The 21,236-nt window shown below is 58.9% G+C and carries 14 protein-coding genes; 5 read left to right on the forward strand and 9 right to left on the reverse strand.

The window, feature by feature from the left end; translation table 11 throughout:
* Nucleotides 1-1,013: IS110 family transposase (locus tag YY7_RS0141680; RefSeq protein WP_028168335.1), on the reverse strand; the 1,013-nt coding region annotated here is incomplete at its 3' end.
* Nucleotides 1,014-1,173: 160 nt separating this feature from the next.
* Between YY7_RS0141680 and YY7_RS0141685 the strand changes: the two genes are divergently transcribed.
* Complete coding sequence (locus YY7_RS0141685) at nt 1,174-2,319, forward strand: serine hydrolase domain-containing protein (RefSeq protein WP_028168336.1); 1,146 nt, start codon at nt 1,174-1,176, stop codon at nt 2,317-2,319.
* Nucleotides 2,320-2,745: 426 nt separating this feature from the next.
* Here the strand turns inward: YY7_RS0141685 and YY7_RS57130 are convergent, their stop codons facing one another.
* Entirely contained in the window at nt 2,746-3,219 is a 474-nt protein-coding gene (locus YY7_RS57130; RefSeq protein ID WP_155255544.1) for a hypothetical protein, read from the reverse strand.
* Nucleotides 3,220-3,531: 312 nt separating this feature from the next.
* Between YY7_RS57130 and YY7_RS0141695 the strand changes: the two genes are divergently transcribed.
* Complete coding sequence (locus YY7_RS0141695; protein WP_028168337.1) at nt 3,532-6,885, forward strand: adenylate/guanylate cyclase domain-containing protein; 3,354 nt, start codon at nt 3,532-3,534, stop codon at nt 6,883-6,885.
* A gap of 225 nt (nt 6,886-7,110) precedes the next feature.
* Complete coding sequence (locus YY7_RS0141700) at nt 7,111-7,491, forward strand: nuclear transport factor 2 family protein (protein WP_028168338.1); 381 nt, start codon at nt 7,111-7,113, stop codon at nt 7,489-7,491.
* A gap of 530 nt (nt 7,492-8,021) precedes the next feature.
* On the opposite strand, the gene YY7_RS0141705 is transcribed toward YY7_RS0141700, so the two are convergent.
* From YY7_RS0141705 to YY7_RS63930, 4 genes are all read right to left on the reverse strand, one after another.
* Nucleotides 8,022-8,597, reverse strand: coding sequence for a superoxide dismutase (locus YY7_RS0141705; RefSeq protein WP_028168339.1), 576 nt, complete (start codon nt 8,595-8,597; stop codon nt 8,022-8,024).
* Between the two features lie 239 nt (nt 8,598-8,836).
* The gene (locus tag YY7_RS0141710; RefSeq protein ID WP_245287605.1) at nt 8,837-10,093 is read right to left on the reverse strand and encodes an efflux RND transporter periplasmic adaptor subunit; all 1,257 of its coding nucleotides are present in this window, start codon (nt 10,091-10,093) and stop codon (nt 8,837-8,839) included.
* A 66-nt stretch (nt 10,094-10,159) separates the two neighbouring features.
* Complete coding sequence (locus YY7_RS54590; RefSeq protein ID WP_051397207.1) at nt 10,160-13,369, reverse strand: efflux RND transporter permease subunit; 3,210 nt, start codon at nt 13,367-13,369, stop codon at nt 10,160-10,162.
* A gap of 766 nt (nt 13,370-14,135) precedes the next feature.
* Nucleotides 14,136-14,540, reverse strand: a complete 405-nt coding sequence (locus YY7_RS63930; RefSeq protein WP_245287601.1) for a hypothetical protein — start codon at nt 14,538-14,540, stop codon at nt 14,136-14,138.
* A gap of 937 nt (nt 14,541-15,477) precedes the next feature.
* Between YY7_RS63930 and YY7_RS54595 the strand changes: the two genes are divergently transcribed.
* On the forward strand, nt 15,478-16,044 hold the full coding sequence (locus tag YY7_RS54595; RefSeq protein WP_080664081.1) for a DoxX family protein: 567 nt from the start codon (nt 15,478-15,480) through the stop codon (nt 16,042-16,044).
* A 240-nt stretch (nt 16,045-16,284) separates the two neighbouring features.
* On the opposite strand, the gene YY7_RS57135 is transcribed toward YY7_RS54595, so the two are convergent.
* The 3 genes from YY7_RS57135 to YY7_RS0141745 are packed head-to-tail and all read right to left on the reverse strand — an operon-like array spanning nt 16,285 to nt 19,253.
* A complete protein-coding gene (locus tag YY7_RS57135) occupies nt 16,285-17,127 on the reverse strand; it encodes a hypothetical protein (RefSeq protein WP_051397208.1) in 843 nt (280 codons plus the stop codon).
* A 45-nt stretch (nt 17,128-17,172) separates the two neighbouring features.
* Nucleotides 17,173-18,591: an ATP-binding protein gene (locus tag YY7_RS54605; protein WP_063623444.1), complete on the reverse strand. Its 1,419-nt coding sequence runs from the start codon at nt 18,589-18,591 to the stop codon at nt 17,173-17,175.
* Entirely contained in the window at nt 18,588-19,253 is a 666-nt protein-coding gene (locus YY7_RS0141745) for a response regulator (protein WP_028168343.1), read from the reverse strand. Before YY7_RS0141745 ends, YY7_RS54605 begins: the two co-directional genes overlap by 4 nt.
* Before the next feature lie 102 nt (nt 19,254-19,355).
* On the opposite strand from YY7_RS0141745, the gene dsbD reads away from it, so the two are divergent.
* Complete coding sequence (dsbD, locus tag YY7_RS0141750) at nt 19,356-21,179, forward strand: protein-disulfide reductase DsbD (protein WP_035692373.1); 1,824 nt, start codon at nt 19,356-19,358, stop codon at nt 21,177-21,179.
* Nucleotides 21,180-21,236: the final 57 nt, after the last annotated feature.

The following is a 21,236-nucleotide window of genomic DNA, read 5'->3' on the forward strand; positions in this document are numbered from 1 at the left end:
CCCTTGTTGAGGACCGCCCAGGCGATCCGGGCGAGCTTGTTGGCGAGCGCAATCGCCAGCACGTTGTGGTGCAATCGNTTCTTGGCGGCTTCGATCCAGGANTNGAGGCCATAGCGCTCCCAACACTTGACCTTGACCAGCACAACCCACGCGGCTTGCACGAACAGCGCGCGCAGGTAGCGATTGCCGCGCCTTGATATCTTGCCGAGGATCGTGCGGTCGCCGGTCGATATCTGCTTCGGCACCAGTCCAAGCCAGGCGCCGAAGTCGCGGCCTTTCGAGAANACGTCTCCAGTGCCGATCGCGGCCACCATTGCGCTCGAGATGATCGGGCCGATGCCAGGCACCGTCATCAGTCGCTGGCAGGCCTGATCTTGCCGGGCTAGGGTTTCGATCTCGCTAGATAGACCCTCGATACGCTCATCCAGCCGGCGCCAATCTTCCGCCAGACCCTCGATGATGCGCAACATGCGAGGCGAGAGCACATCGGTGCGAGTTGCCAGGATACCCGGCAACTCGAACCGCAGGGAATGCAGGCCTTGCCGCACGGCGATGCCCCGCTCCAGCAGGAACGCACGGATCTGATTGATGGCGCCGGTACGCTGACCGACCAATCGATCGCGGACGCGGTGCAGCGCCTGAAGGTCGAGCTGATCGGCGGTCTTGGTCGCGACGAACTTCATGGTCGGGCGCTGGACAGCCTCGGCGATGGCTTCCGCATCTCGGAAGTCATTCTTCTGCCCCTTCGAATAGGGGCGCACGTATTTCGCCGGCATCAGGCGGGCGTCGTGGCCAAGCATTTGGAGCTTGCGGCTGAGATGATGCGCGCCGACGCAGGCTTCCATACCGATCCGGCACGGCGGCAGATTGGCGAGCCGCGTTTCCACCTGGCCGCGTGACCACTTCTGCCGCAGCAGGATGGCACCACGGTGATCATGACCCACAATGTGGAACGAATTCTTGCCTATATCGACGCCGATCACGGCGATCGCTGCGTTGAGTTTCTGAGACATGGCGTGCTCCTTGTCTTGAGCGCCCCTTGCCAGCTTCTCGTGCTGGCAGGGCCGGAGCACGGCCGGACCATCCCATTAGCTGACTTCGTTTTCAGTACAGGTGGCAAAATAGCAAAACGTGCGATACTCTAGCTTATCGCTTTGCAGTGGTGGGGGCCGCATGTTCGTTTCACGCAGAAGGTTGCTTCAGGGTTCTTTGCTTTGCGCTGTAGGACTAGTCGAGAGATCATCGCCGGCTCTTCCTCAAGAACTCGCCTCACCACCGACCTCGGCTGAGCGCAATAGATTGGCTCGGTTGGCGGCTAATTTTATGGACACTTATGATGTTCCAGGTCTTTCAGTTGCGATCTCAATCAAGGGAAAACCTGTCTTTGTCGAAGCGTTCGGTGTTGCCGATCGAGAAACCGGGGAAGCATTAACGCCGCAACACCGATTTAGAATTGCAAGTGTAGCTAAGCCGATTACGTCGACCGGGATTTTCACACTGATCGAAGCGGGAAAGCTAAAGCTTGATAGTCACATTTTTGGACCAGATTCTATTCTCGGAGATGATTATCCGACCCCGCCTAATCGCTCCATTATCGAGCAAATTACAATTGAGCATCTGCTGACTCACACTACCGGCGGTTGGGGAAACAACGTTAGCGATCCGATGTTCTTGAATAAGGAAATGAATCATCGGGAACTCATAGCTTGGACTTTAAAACACATCACTCTAAATGATCCTGTAGGAAAGTCCTTTGCATACTCTAATTTCGGCTATTGCATCCTTGGACGCGTGATTGAAAAGCTTACTGGTCAGACGTACGAGCGGTACATCAAAGACAATCTTCTAAAGCGATGCGGCATAATTGACATGCAGATCGCCGGAAATACGTTGGAGGATCGAGCGGCCAATGAGGTCAAATACTATAATCAGACTCCGGGCGATCCGTATGGAATGAACGTCACCCGGATGGATTCTCACGGCGGTTGGATCGCGACACCAAGCGATTTGACGGCGTTCTTCGTCCATATCAACGGATTCAAAGATGCCGACCAGCTGCTTAACGACAGCACCATCCGTACAATGACCATCGCTTCCGCTGCAAATCCTAACTATGCCAAAGGTTTCTTTGTTAATGCGCGAAACAATTGGTGGCATCCTGGTCTATTGGATGGAACTCAAACCATCGCTGTACGAACGCATAGCGGTTTCTGCTGGGCGGCGTTTACTAACACTCGATCGAAATTTCGGGATATGGGCTCCGCTCTTGATCAGCTTGTGTGGCACATGGTGCTTTCTGTGGCTGATTGGCATCCATGAGGATTGTGCCTAAGCGATCTTCCGTCTTCCCCGGTGGTGCGGCTTTTATCTCAGACTGCGATGTACCTTGCTGGCCCCAAACAGAACAACGCTTAAACCGTTATCATGTCGGCTGTCAGTGGCGGACCGGACGCCGGTCAGTGCTCGCCTCCACCGCCGCCTGTGACCCACAAGAGACATCGATTGCTTGAAGTGCTACGTACCAGCCGAGAATACGGGAGCCAGTTGCTTCTGCGGTCACCGATAGCTGCCGATGCTTTGAGCCTGTTGCCGTTTCTCGACGCCGGGGTTGACAGTCGCGCCTATGACAAGGCGCAGCATCGGCAGAGGCTTTGCGCACGCAAAGCCCACTACCCGGAGGCTTTCCGCCTCCGGGCTTTTTTATTCTTGGCGATCGCTAGTTTCGGTGTTCGACGAGACTTGGCGCTATTGCGTCTTTACGGTCCCGTTCGCGTTGAAGTCGTTCTTCCGATCATACCCGGAGTCGTGCAGATTTTTCATATACTGCGCATGGTCCTTGCTGCTCACACCGCCCGGAGCCATGGCGTAGGAATTAGCGGGGTAATAGCCGTAGGAATTAGCCGGCCGGAATGGTGCCGTTGCAATCGCGCCTGCGGTATTGACTGCGCCAGCGGCGATGGCTCCGGCCGTTCCAATCGCCGCGCCGGCTGCATCGGCCGGCCAGAAGCCTGAACGCGCATAACCCGGGCCATAATAGCCGTTGTTGTAAGCGTTGTAAGCGCGGTTGTTCATGGCTTCGCGTTGGGCGGCCCTGGTCGCGCCGTAGGCGGAACCATAGTGAGGCCGGTGGTTATTCCGGTAGCTTTGATGAGTCCATGCCGAAGCGGCAGAAGTGGAGACTGTGAGGATAGCAAGACCAACAAGAATGCTTTTCTTCATGCTCAGCTCCTCTGAAGCGACGCATCATTCGCGCTAAACCGCCTCAGATAGATTCCGTTCCGACCGCCCTAAAAAGTTTAGGTCCGGCTTGGTACCTATTTGATTCTCATGCCGGGGTTTTAGGCCCCAAATACTCGGACCCGCCTTGCCCTCAGCAGGATGACGATTGAGGCCACCCCAGTGTCGGCCTCCTCAGCGCGTCGCCACGATGTCGCCTACTGGCGCCGTAGCGGTCATTTCAAGGACACGGTACCCTAGACAGGCTGCCTTCCGTGAGGAATCATGCGGCGCCAAGCGAACTGGGGCGCCATCATGGACGTCGAAGGTTGGCTGCGGAGGCTTGGCCTCGAACAGTATGAGGCGGCATTCCGAGAGAATAAGATCGACGACACGGTCCTGCCGAGCTTGACGGCGGAGGATTTAAAGGACCTTGGTGTCGCATTCGTCGGGCATCGCCGTAAGCTGCTCGACGCCATCAGTGGCTTGCGCGCTGAAGCGAGCGCACCAACGCCTCTATCCAACGCTCCTCTGAGAACCGACAAAGTCCCCACCGACACCGCTGAGCGCCGCCAAGTCACCGTGATGTTCGCCGATCTTGTCGGTTCGACCGCGCTCTCAGCACGTATGGACCCTGAGGACTTGCGCGAGGTCATTTCGGTCTATCAGACGCGTGTCGCCGATACTGTGTGCCGTTTCGGGGGCTTCGTCGCCAAATACATGGGCGATGGCGTTCTCATCTATTTCGGTTATCCGGCAGCCCATGAGGATGACGCCGAGCGTGCAGTTCGGGCCGGCGTCGCGCTGATCGATGCGGTTGGTACCCTCCCGACCCCTGAGCCGCTGCAGGTGCGGGTTGGGGCTGCCACGGGACTGGTTGTCGTCGGCGATTTGGTTGGGTCCGGCGAAGTGCAGGAGCGCGGTATTGTCGGCGAGACGCCCAACCTCGCGGCACGCCTTCAGGCCGTTGCCGAGCCAAACACGGTCGTCATTGCTGAGAGCACGCGCAGGCTCCTCGGCAATCTCTTTGAGCTACGGGACCTCGGGCCAAAGGACCTTAAGGGAATTGCAAGGCCGGTGAGAGCTTTCGCAGCGCTGCAGGCAAGTCCTGTCGCGAGCCGCTTCGAAGCGATGCATCCTGGCGGCCTGACTGCACTGGTCGGACGAGAAGAAGAGCTTGAGCTGCTTTTGCGACGGTGGAATAGAGCGAAAACCGGAAAAGGTCAGGTGGTGTTGCTATCCGGCGAGGCCGGCATCGGCAAATCGCGACTCACCGCGGCGCTGCTGGAACGCCTCGCTGGCGAGCCGCACACGCGCATGCGCTACTTCTGCTCTGCGCAGCATACCGACAGCGCGCTTTATCCGATCATCGGACAGATGGCGCATGCCGCCGGACTAGCGCGCGACGACAAACCCGCAAGCCGGCTCGACAAGCTCGATGCGGTGCTCGCGCAGACCTCAACGTCGATCGTGGATGCCGCACTCTTTGCCGCGATGCTGTCGCTACCAAATGATGGCCGCTATCCCGCGCTCGAGCTGGCTCCGCAGCAGCGTCGTGAGAGAACTCTGGAGGCTCTCGTTTCACAGCTGGAGGCGCTGACACGCCAAAGTCCGGTGCTGATGATCTTCGAGGATGCTCACTGGGCCGACCCGACGAGCTTGGAAGTGCTCGGTCGGGTCGTGGACCGAATTCGCACCCTTCGCGTTCTGCTGCTTGTGACGTTCCGGCCGGAATTTGAGCCGTCGTGGTTCGCTCAGCCGTACGTAACGGCTCTCATCATTAATCGACTGGCAGAGTGCGAAGCCAGCGCCATGATCGACCACATCGTCGCCAGCAAGCTGCTGCCGGAAAGCATTCGGCAGGACATCATCGAGCGCACCGACGGCGTTCCCCTGTTCGTGGAGGAGATGACCAAGGCGGTTCTGGAGGCCGGAGGCGAGGACGCAGAGCAGCGGACCGTTGTCGCAGCTCCGTTACCGGTCCTCGCGGTGCCCGCGAGCCTGCATGCGTCCCTGATGGCGCGGCTTGACCGGCTCGGTGCCGCCAAGGAGGTTGCCCAGATCGGAGCGGTTGTTGGGCGGGAGTTCTCATATGAGCTTCTGGCTGCTGTTTCAGGAGACAGAGATGAGGCACTTCAAGGGGCCCTGGAACGGCTTCTCCATTCTGGACTGATACTCCGTCGTGGAACAACTTCGCGACCAACTTTCCTGTTTAAGCATGCTCTGGTTCAAGACGCGGCGTACAGTAGCTTGCTACGCAGCAAGCGCTCAACATTGCATAGCCAAGTTGCTCACGTTTTGGAGCATCAATTTCCCGAACGTGCGGAAGCAGAGCCGGAGCTTGTAGCTCATCACTTCACGGAAGCCGGACAAGTAGAGCCCGGCATTTCGTACTGGTTGAAAGCCGGCCGACGTGCCGCGGAACGCTCCGCGAACGCTGAGGCATTGCGACACCTCAACCGTGGTTTGGCTTTGCTGCTAAAATTGCCCGACTCGATTGAGCGGGATCAGAGCGAGCTCGAATTCCAGGTCGCTCTAGGAACGCCTTTGGTAGCCGCGCACGGCTGGGCCAGCCCAGAGGTGGCGACTGCCCGTGCGAGGGCGGCTGAGTTATGTGAGAAATTGGGCGACCCAGAGCACCTTCTGCCGGTTCTGTTTGGACAGGCCATCTATTGCATCAACCGCGGGAAGACCTTGGATGGACTGGGACTGGCCAATCGCTGTTGGTCGGTGGCCAAAAACAGGGGGGATCGGGTTGCGCTACTAGTAGCGCACCGCGCAATGGGCAGTGCACTGCTCCAGCTCGGAAGATTTGCGGACGCCAAAGCGCATCTTGAGCCGATTCTTCCACTCCATGATCCAGAGCGAGATCGCGCCCTGGCTTCCCAGTACGTAGTCGATCCGGGTGTTTCGGGCGGCTCATTTTTTGCCTTGGCGCTTTGGATTTTGGGATACCCAGAGCAAGCATTAGCAGTTCGTGATGAAGTCTTCAGTTTAGCACCAAGACTGAATCACGCGAACAGCAGTGCATTTGCTTATTTCTTTGCCGGGGCCCAATTGAGCGAGTTGATTGGTGACCTTGATAGCCTCAACAATTTCGTCGAAAAGGCCATCGAGCTCTCGCAGCGATATCAACTGCCAACCTGGAACGCGCATGCAACCGTCTTGGCAAGCTGGGCGCTGGCTCAGAGTGGTCAACTTGAACGGGGAACCATGCTGTGTGGCGAGGGAATAGCCAAGCTGCGGAAGATCGGGACCGAATATCATCTCTCGCATTATTATTGCTTACTAGCGGTAATGTACGCAAGGATGGGCAATAGGGAAGCAAGCTTGCGGGCTTTGCGCGACTCAAAAGATCACGTGACAGCGACCGAAGAATATTTCTGGGCAGCGGAGCTACATAGAACGGAGGGAGAGATAGGTCTGTCAATAGGTGAGCCTGCGAACATGTGCGAGGAGTGCTTCTTGCAAGCAATGCACTTGGCCCGTCAGCAACAGGCAAAATCCTTTGAACTCCGAGCTGCCATCAGTCTTGCTCGGCTCTGGAAAAAACGGAATCCGATTCAGGATGCTCGCGATCTTCTCGCCCCGCTCTACGGCTGGTTCGCCGAAGGCTTCGACACGTGCGACCTGAAGGACGCGAAGGCGCTGCTTGACGAGCTCCCGTGATGAGACAATCAGTGAGTTCCGCTATTGGGCGTAGAGCGGAAGTCGTCGGTACGCGGCCAAACCGACGCGAATGACCCCTTAGCTGACCTGCAAGGCTCTGGCGGAAGTCGCTTCTGACCGAAGCGAGGCGGCCGTATCTCTTCAGACAACTCGGGGCCCGAAATGGTATGCTTTTGTCCCGCATTATCGCGCTCAGTGAAATGGGAGCGCCAAATGGAGGCTAGAATGGATGATCGCGAGAAGCTGTCTGCCCTGCGTCGTCATTGGGATGCTTCGGACGCGGGCGAGTTCGAGACAGAGCATGAAATCTATTGCGAAGATGCGGTGCTCGATTATCCGCAATCGGACGAACGCATCCGCGGCCGGCGCAACATCCAGGAAAGCCGGTTCCTGCAGCCAAACAAAAAGTGCTTTGCAGTGCGGCGAATCCTCGGGGGCGGCGACCTCTGGGTTACCGAGTTCGTCCTGACTTATGACGGCATACCGTCTTACTCCGTCAGTATCATGGAGTTCCGCAACGGGCGTGTAGCTCACGAAACTCAATATTTCGGAGACCGATTCACTCCGTCGCCCTCGCGTACCCATCTTGTTGAGGCTCTGACCTGATCGCCTGCGTTGCACACCCCATGTTGTTCGGGACGTCAGCTTGCGGTCGATGTTGTTGCGAAAGTCGGCTGTACCGACGGATGTCTTTCAGCCATTCGGCAAGGCCGACCGGCTTTGATCCGCCGACCCCGACGCTCTCAACGCAACTCCTACGCTACGCAATGCACGTGGCATGAGCGGGCGGTGGTCGCGCAACGAACGACGCGAGGCGCCTCAGATTTTGAGCGATGGCAGCCAGAACAAACTCGTCCTGGGCGCAATCCGCCAGCTCGCGGTGGCGTCTTGGAGGAAAGCGGCTTGGGCCGCTTCGCGAAGGATAGCAATGGAGCGGGGTCATTGCATCTGCGAATCGGGTTCCGGATTCACCATCAGCGAGTCAGCCTGCGTCTCCATCAGCTTGAGCGCGAGAGCAAAGTCCGCACTTACGCGCTCCGCATTGCTGCAAAATGCGACGGTGCACCTCTCGCCAGTGCGCTGTTCATAGTTCGGGTATAACGGTTGCTTTTAGTCCTCCACGGGCACCTCCTGATCTACGCCTCTCGGCTATATTGCTCGTAAAGCTTTATGGCGTTGTCCCAGCGAATCGCCTCCATGTAGATGTCGACATAACGCGCAGCTGCCGCGCCGTAGTCCATGTGGTAGGCGTGCTCGTACATATCGAGCACCAAGACCGGACGACCACCGGCAAGCGTTGTCGTATGGTCAGCGGCCCACTGGTTCACGAGGCGTTTGTCCCGGGGCGAATATGAAAGGATGACCCAGCCCGAGCCGCCGCCTTCCGCCTTGCCCACCGCAGCGAATTCGGCACGCCAGCGTTCGATGCTGCCAAAATCGCGCGCGATAGCGTCTGCGAGCGCGCCGCTCGGCTTCGAGGCGCCACCGAGCCCGTCGAAATAGATCTCGTGCAGGATCATGGAATTTGAGGCGATCAATTCCTCGCGCTTCAGCCCGTTGATTACGAAGTTTGCCGCCTTGGCAAAGTCAAGTTCAGCCAGCTGCGTGCCGATTGCGTTGAGGCGCTTCACTGCACCTACGTAGTTGTTTTCGTAATGGCTGACGAGAACCTTTTCCGAGATGCCGGTGATAGATTTCGGATCGAATGGCATCGGCTTCGCTTGATAAGGCGTCGCCTTGCCTCCAGTCTGCTGGTTGCCTTGAGCTAGTGCTTGCGTACCTGCAAGCACAGCGGTCGATGCGGCGGCCGCCCCCATGCCCGCGACGAAATTTCGACGTTCGGTATTCAAGGTCATCAAGAGTCTCCACGTGTTGAACTGTTCCGAATAGTAGAGTCCGCGTGTTGCAGAATCATGGTACCTTTTCTGGCTGCAAACTCGGAGTCTCCTTCTCAATCGCCTCTCGAAGTCGCCGGCAAAATGGACTCGGCATCGTAAGTCCTAGGCGAGGAATTTTCGCGGGCCATTTGCGGCCGAACCGCCGATCTCAGTGGCGGCACGCCCTTGGTGCTTGCCACCACCAGTGTCTCCTCCGACAGGCCCGCCGTCACCTCGGTGCGCCCCTCGTCGGTGATCCCAATCTTGACGTCAATGCGTGTGATCCGATTGTCATTGATGGCGTATACGAAGTTGCCTTCGCCATCCGATCCTACGGCAGCGGCGGGTACGGTAAGCGCGTCAGGGCGCTGGTTCATTTCCAGCGAGACCTCTGCATATGTGCCCGGATAGAGCCGCTCCCCGGGGTTGGGCAGGTCGATCTCGGTACGCATGTTGCGGGTCTCGGGATCAAGACGCAGGGAGAAGCGGGTTACCCTGCCAATGAACGGCTTACCGTCGAAGCCAGCCGGCTTGACGATTGCCGGATCGCCGACGTGAAGGTGAGGTACATCGTCCTCCGGAATGTCGCAAAACACGCGGATCGTGTCGATCCGCTGCACTGTGAAAAGTGACCCCGCGGACGGCGTCGCCCGCGTGGCCGTGGCGGCGGCCTGGACCAAATCGCCCCGGTTCACAAAGCGCCGTGACACCACGCCATCGAAAGGCGCCACGATCTGCGTATAGGCGAGTAGCGCCTTGATCTTTTCCACGGTCGCGGTGGCAACGTCGATTTCGTTGGCTGCATGGTCGCGGTTTCCTTCCGCAACTCCGAGATCCGCCCTGGCGATGTCCGCGTTGGCGTGCACCTGATCGAGTGTCCGGTCGCTGATGAAATTTCGTCCCTCACCCAGTTGTTCCCGGTCCTTTGCGAGGGCGGTCTGAAGCGCCAGGTTCGCATTGGCGTGGTCCACTTGGCGGCGCGCGCTCTCCAGCGAACTTTTGTTGGATTCGAGCTGGGCTTCGGCTTCGGCAAGCTCCTGCTTCATTTCGGGGACGTCGATCACCGCAAGCACTTGACCCGCCTTCACGTGATCGCCGATATCGACGCGAACATCGGATAAGTATCCGGAGACCTTGGCGAAGAGTTCCGCTTCTTCAAAGGCTGCGAGGGTGGCGTTGGTTTGGAGGCGTTGGGCCACGGTGACGCGGCGCGGATACGTAGTCTCGACAGGCGGAAGGCTATCCGCCTTGGTGAGATTCATTGGCGGTGACAGTGCCGCGAGATGCCGCTCGGCCAATACACACACCGCACCGAAGCCGAACACCACCACCAAGATCTTTACGCCCGTTCTCGCGAATTTCATTCTGCTTACCTCTAAAATCCTTTTGGTGTCGGCTTATTGCGCCGCCTGAGCAGGATATTCAGCGTGCCCGACCCCACGTCCCGCCGCTTGGTGCCGCTCCGGCTCAAAATAGCGGCTATGCGGGTCATCAGGATCGAGCGAGGCAGAAATGCGAGCATGTTGCGATTGCAGCGTGGCCAGGATCGCCGGCAGGATGACGAGCGTGGCGAACGTTGCGCCGAGTAGACCGCCGATCACTGCCCGCCCAAGCGGCGCGCTTTGCTCTCCGCCTTCGCCCAGGCTCAGCGCCATCGGCACCATCCCGGCGAGCATCGCGAAACTGGTCATCAGGATCGGACGCAGACGGCTCCGTGCGCCTTCTATTGCTGCCTCCCGTGGTTCGCGGCCCTCGACCCGGCTCCTCTCAGCGAAAGTCACAAGCAGGATGGCATTTGCCACGGCGACACCGATCGCCATGATCGCGCCCATGAAAGATTGAATGTTGAGTGTGGTCCGGGTGAGCCAAAGCATGATTGCGACCCCGGCGATGACGGCAGGAATTGTCAATCCCACCGCAAGCGAAAGACGGAACGATTGGAAATTGCCAGTCAGCAGCAGAAGGATGACGCCCACCGCCATCAAGAGCCCGAGACGAAGGCCTCCGAACATCTCCATCATCGGCTCGACCTGCCCGCGCACGGTCACGTTCACCCCAACGGGCGGCTTTCCCGCATCGTTGATCGCCTGCCGCACTTGGGCAGCCGCGCGTCCCAGATCCTCGCCGGAGACATTCGCGCTCAGTGTCAGCATGCGCTGCATGTTGTAGCGATCGTATTCGCCGAGTGCTGTGCCGTCGGCGACGGCGGCCACATTGCGCAAGTCAATCTGTTGGTCCGACCGACGAACGATCGGGAGGTTCTTCACGTCCTCGAGCGAGGTAATCTGCCGCTCTGGGATCTCGACCTGCACCTGATAACCGATGCCTGTCTTGGGATCGGCCCAATAATTTGGAGCGGTATAACGACTGGATGACGTGCCGGCGACGAGCGAATTCGCCACGTCACCAGTCGTCACCCCCAGAACGCCGGCTCGCTCGCGGTCCACAGCGACCTTTACAGTCGGATAATCTAGCTCCTGCTCGAATCCCAGGTCTCGCAGCGCCGGCACACGTGCCAATTTTGCTTTCAGCTTATCGGCGTATTGACGGCTATCGGCGAGGTTCGGCCCGCTCGCCGCCACCTCGATTGGAGTCGGCGCACCGAAGCTCATCACCCGGCTGACGATATCGCTCGGTTCGAATGAAAAGCGTACACTCGGCAACTCTTGAGGCAATTTGTGACGCAGCCGCTCCTTCAAATCCTCGATCCCGATCCCGGCGCCGGGCTTGAGCTGCACCTGCAGTACCGCTTCCTCGGGGCCGGAACTCCAAAGGTAGATGGTATTGATGGGGTAATTGGGCGGCTGAGTTCCGACGAAGCCGAGGCTGATTTCGACGTTATCCGGGCCGACCTCACGCTTGATCGCATCGAGTGTCTGCAACGCGATCTGTTCGGTGCGCTCGATGCGCGTTCCGGCCGGAGCCCGTAGGTGCAATTGGACTTGTCCGGTATCCACGATTGGAAAGATCTCGGTGCCGAGAGAGTTGCCAACCAGGGCAATGATGGCGCCACTGATGACAAGATAGGAAAGCACAACGATGCGTCGACGTTTCATAACGGCGCGTGTGAACCTATCGTACCTTGCCCGCAGCCGATCGAAAAACGTCTCTTGCAGCTTGTGGTGCGAGCTCGGATTGCGCAGCATCCAGACCGATGCTACCGGGACAAAGGTACTGGAAAGCAAATACGACCCCACTATCGAGAAGCCGACCGCCAAGGCCAGCGGTGCAAACAGGTTGTGGGCGGCGCCGGTCATGAAGAAAGCCGGAATGAACACCGCGAGAATGCAAAGCATGGCCACGAACCGAGGCAGGGTCGTCTCGGCGGTCGCCTCGCTCGCGGCACGGGCAAGACTGCGGCCATCGGCAAGTTTGGTGTGGATGTTCTCGATGGTGACTGTCGCCTCGTCGACCAGAATGCCGACGGCCAAGGCCAACCCGCCCAAAGTCATGATATTGATCGTCTGCCCCGATATCCAGAGCGCCGTCACCGACGCGAGGATCGCGAGCGGAATGTTCAAGACCACGACGAGCGAACTGCGCCAATCCCGCAGAAACAGGAGCACCATGAGGCCTGTGAGCACCGCGCCGAGAGCGCCTTCGATTAACAGGCCCTGGATGGCGCGCGTCACATAGGGCGACTGATCGAACTGGTAGCTGACCTTGACATCGTCGGGCAGTACCGACTGGAAGCGCGGCAGGTTGGCTTTAACGGCATTGACGACCGCGAGTGTCGAGGCGTCCGCTCGTTTGGTCACCGGAATGTAGACAGTGCGGCGTCCATCCACCAGCGCGTAGCCGGTCTGTATGTCGGCGCCGTCTTCGACCGATCCGACGTCGCGTATGAAGATCGTCCGCGTTCCCTGCGAGCGGATCGGAATGTTGTTCAGGCCCTTGGCGTCGCCGACGACGGAGTTGACCGGTACCATTGGCCATCGATCCCCGATTCGGATGTTGCCGGATGCGCTGACCGTGTTGCCGGCGGCCAACGCCCGCACCACCTCGTCCGGCGACATGTTGTAGGAACGTAGCTTCCCGGGATCTACGCGAACGAGGATGGTGCGCTGGCTCGAGCCAAAGGGCGGCGGCGCCGAGACACCCGGCAAGATCGCAAACAATGGGCGGACCTTGAAGAGAGCTGCATCCTGAAGCTCGGCGACCGTTTTGGTCTTGCTGGAGAAGACGAGGTCGCCGACCGGTACGCTGCCAGCGTCGAATCGCACCACGAAAGGTGGCACAGTCCCAGTGGGCATGAAGGCGCGGGCGCGGTCGACGTAAGAGACCGTCTCTGCCGTGGCCTGCGCCATGTTGGTGCCGGGATGGAATTGGAGCTTGATGAGCGCAACGCCCTGGATCGACTTGCTTTCGACGTGCTCGATGCCGGTGATGTAGAGGAGGTGGTACTCGTAATAGTTGGTGATGAACCCTTCCATCTGCGCCGGGTCCAAGCCGCCGTAAGGCTGCGCCACGTACAGGACGGGCACCCCGAGATCCGGAAAGATGTCCCGAGACATGCGATCGACCGCAAGAAGACCCGCCAATGCAACGGCTATGACCACCGTCAAAAGCGAGATCGGGCGTCGTAGTGCAAACGACACCAAGTTCATCGCGACGCCTTAGCCGGCCCTGCCGCGCCCGGATGCGAGCGCGGCTCGACGGCGCGAATGAAGATGAGCGGGACATTTCGGAGGAACGCGGCGCATGTTTCCACCCATATGCAATCTCGTCGACACGTCGAGTATTGCGCATGGCCTGGGCGGAGAAGCCGGATGGAAGTGAAGCTATCCAGCGACAGAATGGATTTGGCTGACATCGCGCGCCCTCATTGGAAAATTGGACGCGATTCTTGAGCATGTCGCCTCGTGAGGAGATCGCATCCCCATGTCGCGCAGTACATTAAAGAGTGAAAGTCCTGTCAATTCAGTAACGTTCACAATGACGCGCGCAACCTTTCAACGGAACTGCTCCGCGCGGGGCCGGCGACAATCGTTTTGCAAAAATCGCCACTGACCTTGGCGGGTCCCGTCGTTCAACTCTGCGTGGCCCGCGCCTCATTAAATTTAAAGTCAGAAAGGAGTTGTGCCCAGGTCGAAACGAAAAAAGACCGAGAAGCGGTGATGCGGCTAAGCGGTTCTTCTAATCTCTCATCCCCGAAAAGGCGAGTCACTAATCACTAAACACTAGCTTGTCGCAAGAGAGGTTCGATGTCGTATCCTGGCGAACACCGCCGACTAACCAAATAAAAAATTGCTCGGAGCGCACGGCGACTCTTCAACCGCCGCGGGTTCGATACTGTGTCAATCGACGACGTATGGCTGATGCCGGGCTTACCCGGGGGAGTTTCTATAGCTACTTTGAGAGCAAAGGCGATCTTTATGCCGAAGTGGTCACGCAACTTTTAGATGAAAAGCAGCTTTTAAGCAGCGACGGGGTCAGCACCGATTCGCGTGCTTTTGACCGGCGGCTCAGTTCGTCCGCGACTATCTTTCGCGCGAGCATTTCGAGGATATCGACGGAACCTGCCCCCTGATCGCTTTTCCGACCGACTTTTTGCGCGAGGAGCACCGTGTTCGGCAAGCATTTGAAACCGTCCTCAGGGTCATGATCGACATTTTTGAGCAGGCAATGCAGCGTAATTGGACAGATGGCACGATCCCGCGCTCGCGCGATTGCAAGACTTGCGTTGGAGGTATGGTGTTGGCTCGCTCGATCGAGGATCGCGTGCTCGCCGACGAAATACGCGAAGCCGCAATGAGCATCGCGCTGTCGCTCGGACAATGGAGCCGCGCCGAACGTTCTGCCGCAACTGAACGCCGGCACTTTCTTGACATGAGTCGCTCTCGTTTACTGGAGTGCGAGGTAAGGGAACGTGGCCTTCGTCGCGTCACGCCGCTGACTCTATGAGTCGGCCCAAGTATCATGGGACGGGCGGAACTGATCGGGGTAGAACGAGAGAAGTCGGGCTGCGAATGTTGGATGCAGCCCGACGTCTGTCATCTCGTGATTGCACTGTTGCCATGGAGGGCCGACATCCAATTTGGAGTTTGTTGCTGGTGACAATTGGCCGGATCAGCCCGCAGGGCGGCGGATCAATAACCCGGGTTGGGTTCGCAAGGAGGCCCGTTTTCCCATGGCTGCGTGGCGAACGCACCGACCCGCGGTGCCAGGATGCACGAATGCTCGTTGTGACGGCTTCCTGGCGCAGGGCTGACGGCGTTCTCCGCACGATGCTGCGATTTTGCGTGGGCCTCGCGGGCCAGAGCGGGTGCTGCCAGCATGGTTGCGACGACCAAGCCGGCCGACAGAAGTTGCAGTTTCCTCATTCCAATTCTCCATAAACTGAAGCCGACGATGCTTGGCTTTCCTCGTGACGCGCTGCGCTTGCTTTGAGTGTTAGTTTCCCGTTCAGGAACAGCGCCCGCGTACGGCGTTTCCCTCTCTCAGCTTAAATCGGGCTTAAGAAGATTCCGGATTGCCATGCCTCGTGCGCGTATCGTCACCCAGATGTGGTCGGTGCCACCTGGCTTCAAATGTGGCCGGACCGCTGGGCGCCGATGGGCCTTCTCCACGCTACAGATTAGACGCATCGTTAGAGCCGGCTAGAATCGCGCGATCCATTTTCTCCCTCGCTCGGCCGAGTGTCCTTAAGGCTCGCTTAAGGTGGCTTGCTTCTCTTCAATCTATGAGTGGTCACCGCTAAAAGAGAAGTGAAGCAATGATTAATTCAGGAACGTCCCATGACAACACGAAAAGCCCTGCCAGCGGCATCGGTCGAAACCTCGCCGCATTCCAGCTGTTGCTCTATTCCTCGGTGGGCCGCTGGGCACCGCTTCCGTTGCGCCTCATCGTCGGGTACGGATTTGCCGAGCACGGTTTTGCAAAGCTGTTGCGCGGCGCCGATAATTTCACGGGCATTCTGCATGCGATGGGCCTGCCCATTCCGCACGTGTTTGCCTGGATAACGATTGTAACGGAAATCGTCGGAGGATTTTGTATCCTGCTGGGGGCGCTTGTTCCGATCGTCAGCATTCCGATGGCTATCGTGTTGCTGGTCGCTATCTTCACTGTCCATCTGCCATACGGATTCTCATCGATAAAGCTTCAAGCGATAACTCCTAACGGAGCGCAGTTTGGCCAACCAGGCTATGAAACGGATTTGCTTTACTTGGCTTGTCTTGTTGCGCTTGTTCTCGGAGGTTCCGGTCCCTTCGCAGCGGACAATTGGTTGCTCCGATGGTTAGCTCCTGGCGTAGCTTCGCGGAGTCGTCGGATAGCGGACTGATCTCGATGCTCAAGTCGACTCGCTTACAAATGCAGGTACGCGTTTGCGGGCGGCTCATTTGCTCTATGATCTCACCGGGCCCGGACCCGGAAGGAAAAATCATGACGTTTTGCCAAGAATTGCGGTGGTGCGAGCTTGCCAGCCCATCGCCGCGCTGGTGGCATCCACGTTCCTGATGGATCGGGGCTTCGCCACGGGTAAGATCCCGCAGCCGGGCGTATTGCTAGCAAGAGACGAGCTTCAACGTGGCGTCGCGTGACGAATGAGAGCGCAAACGCCTGTCATCCGGGCGATCGGGTGACGCACAAAACGCCGGACCGCGTTGAGGATCGGCTCGATCTCCAGGCGCAGTGCGGTCGTCGAAATCTCGCCTGCAATTAGCGCTCCGAATTCGTCTCCGAGGTGGCGGGTTGCGCCAACGAGGGAACTCAGTTTGCCCGACTCGTGAAGCGGAACAAGAAACGTCCTTATCAGGGCAAGATAAGCGGGCCAATGGGCAAGGTGACGATACATGCTGGCGACCAGAGCCGGATCGGAATCCTCACCGAAACCGTTAAGTTCATGGACGAGCCTGGCGAGCGGCGATGGCATTTCGGCGATGGGTATAAGCCGCGGTAGCACCACTCGGTTCGGCGGAACGTAAGAGCTCTCATCGCCGACTGGAGGTACAACCGCGCGGGTTGGCGCGGCCCGATCAAATCGGGCGAGAAAGGCGGAAAAGCAGACGAGCGCCAACGCGTTCGTGTGCTGATAGCTGTCCAGGATTACTCGGATGGAAGAGAGGGCAACAGCATCGATCCCGGCTGCTGAAAGCGCGTCGTGCGAAAGAGGAGGGGTATGAGGCAGCGCTAAATTCTTGCGAACGTATTCGGCATGAGTGATGGCAGAGCCCAGATACAGCGGCTTCAATGAGCCCCACACCCATTCGAGGGCTCCCGGCATTGTCGCGAGATGACGCCAGACTAGGTTCACGACCTCCACGTTCAGCGTACTGCGGATATCGGCAAAGATCTCTGCAGCAGCTCCTGTTGCCGCTTGTTCGGTGATCGCGGGGACTGGGTCGCTTTGGGTAAGGTCTGTCATCCCGTCCGTTGCTTCATTCACGAACGACGTTTACGGCACCATCGGCTATGCCGGCAAGAGACCGGACTTTGCCCTTCGCCGATACGCGGGGATCGATCCGTCGTGCGCGTTGGTTGAATCCTGCCGTGGGCGAATGTCCCATATCATCTCAGCTCGCAGTCCTGATGTGTCAATCCGGTTACGTAGGCTCAGCCGGGCACCGCCCGTCTTTAGTGCCAGGGTGACAATGGACAGGCCCAACCCACTCCCGAGAGGGCTCTTGTTGCGGCCTCGGAAGAAACGCTCGGCGACCAGCTTGAGTTCGTCTTCGGGAATGCCAGGACCAGTATCTTCAACAAAGACAGTTACGCCACCATCGGTGACCTGGGAAGACCAGCGAATTGTCCCGCCTTGCGGCATATGGCGGACCGCGTTCTCATGCAGATTCCGAACGGCAAGGACCAGGGCCTCCCGGTTCGTGGTGACGAACGTATTCCTCAATACCGGATCGATGGTGACATCCACTCCCCTGTCGGATGGGGAGAGCGTATCGAGGACCTCCTGCACGACAACGCCCACATGCACCGACTTCATCGCCGCCTCACGTCCGGAGTCGAGCCTGGCGATGGTCAGTAACTGTCGCACGAGCCGGCTCGTGCGGTCGACCGAGAACACCATTTGACGAAGTGCTGCGTTCCGCGCGCTCTCGTCAGGCGTGGTCATCGCAATCTGGGCTTGGGTTCGAAGGCCGGCAAGCGGCGTGCGGAGCTCGTGGGCTGCGAAGGCCGTGATGTCCCTCTCGTGACGCAGTGCGTCCCTTACTCTTCCGAAGAGATTATTCAAAGAAGAGACCATCGGCTGAATTTCGATCGGTATATTTCCAGCCGCTACCGGGGTCATATCGTCGGCATTGCGGCGCTTGAGATCTTTGGCAAGTATCTGCAACGGCCGAAAGCCGCGATTGAGACTCGCCCAGATCAGGAGAGCCAGAAGGGGGATCGTCAGGAACATTGGAGCTACCAGTCCCTTCATGATGTCGGTGACGAACCCTTCCCGCAAACCCAGGCGGTCGCCGACCAGAACCCGAACGTTCTTTGTCGGATCTTCCGCCGTGAAGACCCGCCACGTTTCGCCATTGATGGTGCGCTCGGAGAACCCCGTTCGGCTATCGCTGAGGCTCTCGCTCGGCGCGCCGCTGGACCGCGCCACCAAGCGGCCATCAAGAGACCATATCTGGCAGTTGAGCTGGTGCTCGTAATTCAGGGATTCCGCAACGTGACCGGAGTCGGCGTCCTTTTGGAACGAGCTGACGCCGTTGCTTGCTGCGAGCGACAGGACCATCCGTGCGGCCTCCTGAAGGCGGGAGTCGAGAACGTTCTCGACTTCCCTCGTCGTACCGACGTAAATCCAGCCTGTGGCAGCGAGCCAGATAAGACCGGTTGCGACGACCAGAATAGAAAACAGCCTGCGTTTGAGCGAGATCATGATGCGATTGGCCTCATCCGATATCCGATGCCACGCAGGGTCTCGATCTTGGCGCGTCCAATCTTCGTGCGCAGCTTGTGCACGTGAACCTCCACGGTGTTGCTCTCGATCTCTTCCTGCCAGCCATAGAGGCGCGCTTCCAGATTGTTTTTGGAAAGAACGACGCCCGGGCGATCCATGAGGGCGGAAAGGATTGCAAACTCGCGACGCGACAGGCTGATGGTGGTGCCGTCAATGGTTGCGGTCAAACGTGCGAGATCGAGCGTCACTCCGTTGTACGACATGCAAGACGACGCGCGTCCCTCCTGCCGGCGGCTGATTGCGCGGACGCGTGCTGCAAGCTCGGCCAAATCAAAAGGTTTGCCAAGGTAGTCGTCGGCGCCTACGTCCAATCCCTTGATTCGATCCGACACCTCGTCGAGGGCGGTCAGCAAGAGAACCGGAATCCGATCGCCCTTGGCGCGCAACGAAGCTAGCAGATCCAGCCCCGATCCATCAGGAAGCATGACGTCCAGTACGACCGCATCGAACGGGTCAACCGCGAGCGCGGCCTGTCCGTCCGCGCAGCTCGCGACGACGTCCAGTGTGGCTCCATAGAGCCCGAGACCAACTTTCAGACCGTCCGCAAGAACGACATCGTCCTCGACGACCAGAATGCGCATTGAAGCAGCTCCTTATCATGAACTTGCTGTCGGAGGCGAACCTTAAGGCTGCCTTAAGGTAGCAACGTCACTTCGGCCCCCTGTCGCAACAGAAGGGGTTCCATGCCATACGTCCGCACTCTCGGATTTGTTACGCTGTTCTTGGCCTTTATCGCTGGGGGGATGCCTGCTGGGGCCGCCGGAGTCACGCCCGCCGATCAGGCCTTTCGGTTCCAGGCGCAATCAACCGACAAAGGCGGCGTACAGGTCGGCTGGTTGATCGCGCCGGGGCATTACCTTTACCGGGACCGTATCACCGCCTCCGTCGACGGCCATCGAGTTCGGATCGAGACCCAGCCCGGCGAGCCCAAGGATGCCCCCAATTTTGGTCCGACCGAGGTCTACCACCTGTCCACGATGGCTACCGTTGCAGCTGAATTGCTGCCCTCTAAAGGCAGTCTGATCGTGACTTATCAGGGCTGTGCGGAGGACACGATCTGTTACCCGCCTATCTCCAAGGCCGTTGACCTGATGACCTTGCTGGTCAGCGATGCTCCGGAGGTAGGAGGCACGGCTACTTCACCTCAGCAGGCCTCAGACCAGAGCCAGCCTGCCGTCGCCGTACTGTCTGCCGCAGCGACGAACGGAATTGAAGCCGAGTCAGCGACTCTGTTTGGCAACGGTTTAATCTCGACGTTATTTGCTTTCCTCGGCTTCGGCATTTTGCTCTCGTTGACACCGTGCGTGTTTCCCATGATCCCCATTATGTCGGGCATGCTGGCGCGCGCCGGCGATGAGCTTTCGCTGGCACGCAGTTTCGTCCTCTCGGCGGCTTATGTCCTCGCGATGGCAGCGTCCTATGGCACGCTTGGGGTCTTCGCGGCATGGTCGGGCGAGAATCTTCAGGCTGCCTTGCAGACGCCCACAGCCATCGTCGCGATGAGCCTGGTGTTCGTGGCTCTCTCGCTTTCCATGTTTGGCCTCTACGAGCTTCAATTGCCACAATCGTGGACGTCCAGGCTTGCGGCCACGGCGGGCAACAAGGGATCGATCGGCGGGGCCGCGGCGCTTGGCTTCGGTTCGGCCTTGATTGTGGGGCCCTGTGTGACGCCGCCGCTCGCGGCCGCGTTGGTCTACGTGGCGCAAACGGGCGAAGTGGCGCGAGGCTCCTTGGCGCTGTTTGCGCTGGGCCTCGGCATGGGCCTTCCTCTCGTCACCTTTGGCGTGCTCGGTGCCAGGGTGCTTCCGCGCTCAGGGCCCTGGCTCGCACGCGTGAAGCATATCTTCGGCTTTGTGTTCATTGCACTCGCCATCTGGATGCTCTCGCGCATGATGCCGGTTCGGCTCGTAGCAGCGGCGTGGGGAGCATTGTTTCTCGCGGTGGGAGGCTATTTCGTCGCAACGTTCATCTTTGCGGGCTCGCGGCGGTTTTCTCACCTCGCTGCTGCGGCGATCGGTGCCTTAAGCGTCGCTTATGGCGGGGCGCTGGCGGCCGGAGCAGGTACAGGGACATACGAGCCGCTCCAACCGTTGGCTGCGGTCGGACTAGTGACGTCCCCCGCCAATGCGACCGGTCGGGCCGACGGGTTTCGCGTCGTCACGAATGAGGCCGAACTCCAGAGCGCGATTGATCTTGGACGCAAGCAGGGCCGGGTGGTCATGGTGGACTTCTCCGCCGAATGGTGCACCGAATGCAAGCTGATGGAGCGGAACGTCTTTTCACAGGATGTCGTACGGCAAGAATTTCGTGAACTATTGCTTGTCCGCGCCGATCTCACGCATTTCGATCAGGATAGCAAGAACCTGATGAAGCGCTTCGCGGTCGTCGGACCACCGACGATTGTCTTCCTTGGCTCCGATGGCGCAGAGATTCAGGAAGCTCGCATCGTGGGAGATATCGGCGTTTCCGGCTTTCTCAGCAAATTGGCCAAGGCTCTTCGAGCCTGATCACAGCCCCTGAAGGAGACTTGCCTTGATCAACACGATATCGCGCGCGCAGTTTCT

This window comes from Bradyrhizobium elkanii WSM2783 (genome assembly GCF_000472865.1).
Lineage (GTDB): Bacteria > Pseudomonadota > Alphaproteobacteria > Rhizobiales > Xanthobacteraceae > Bradyrhizobium > Bradyrhizobium elkanii_A.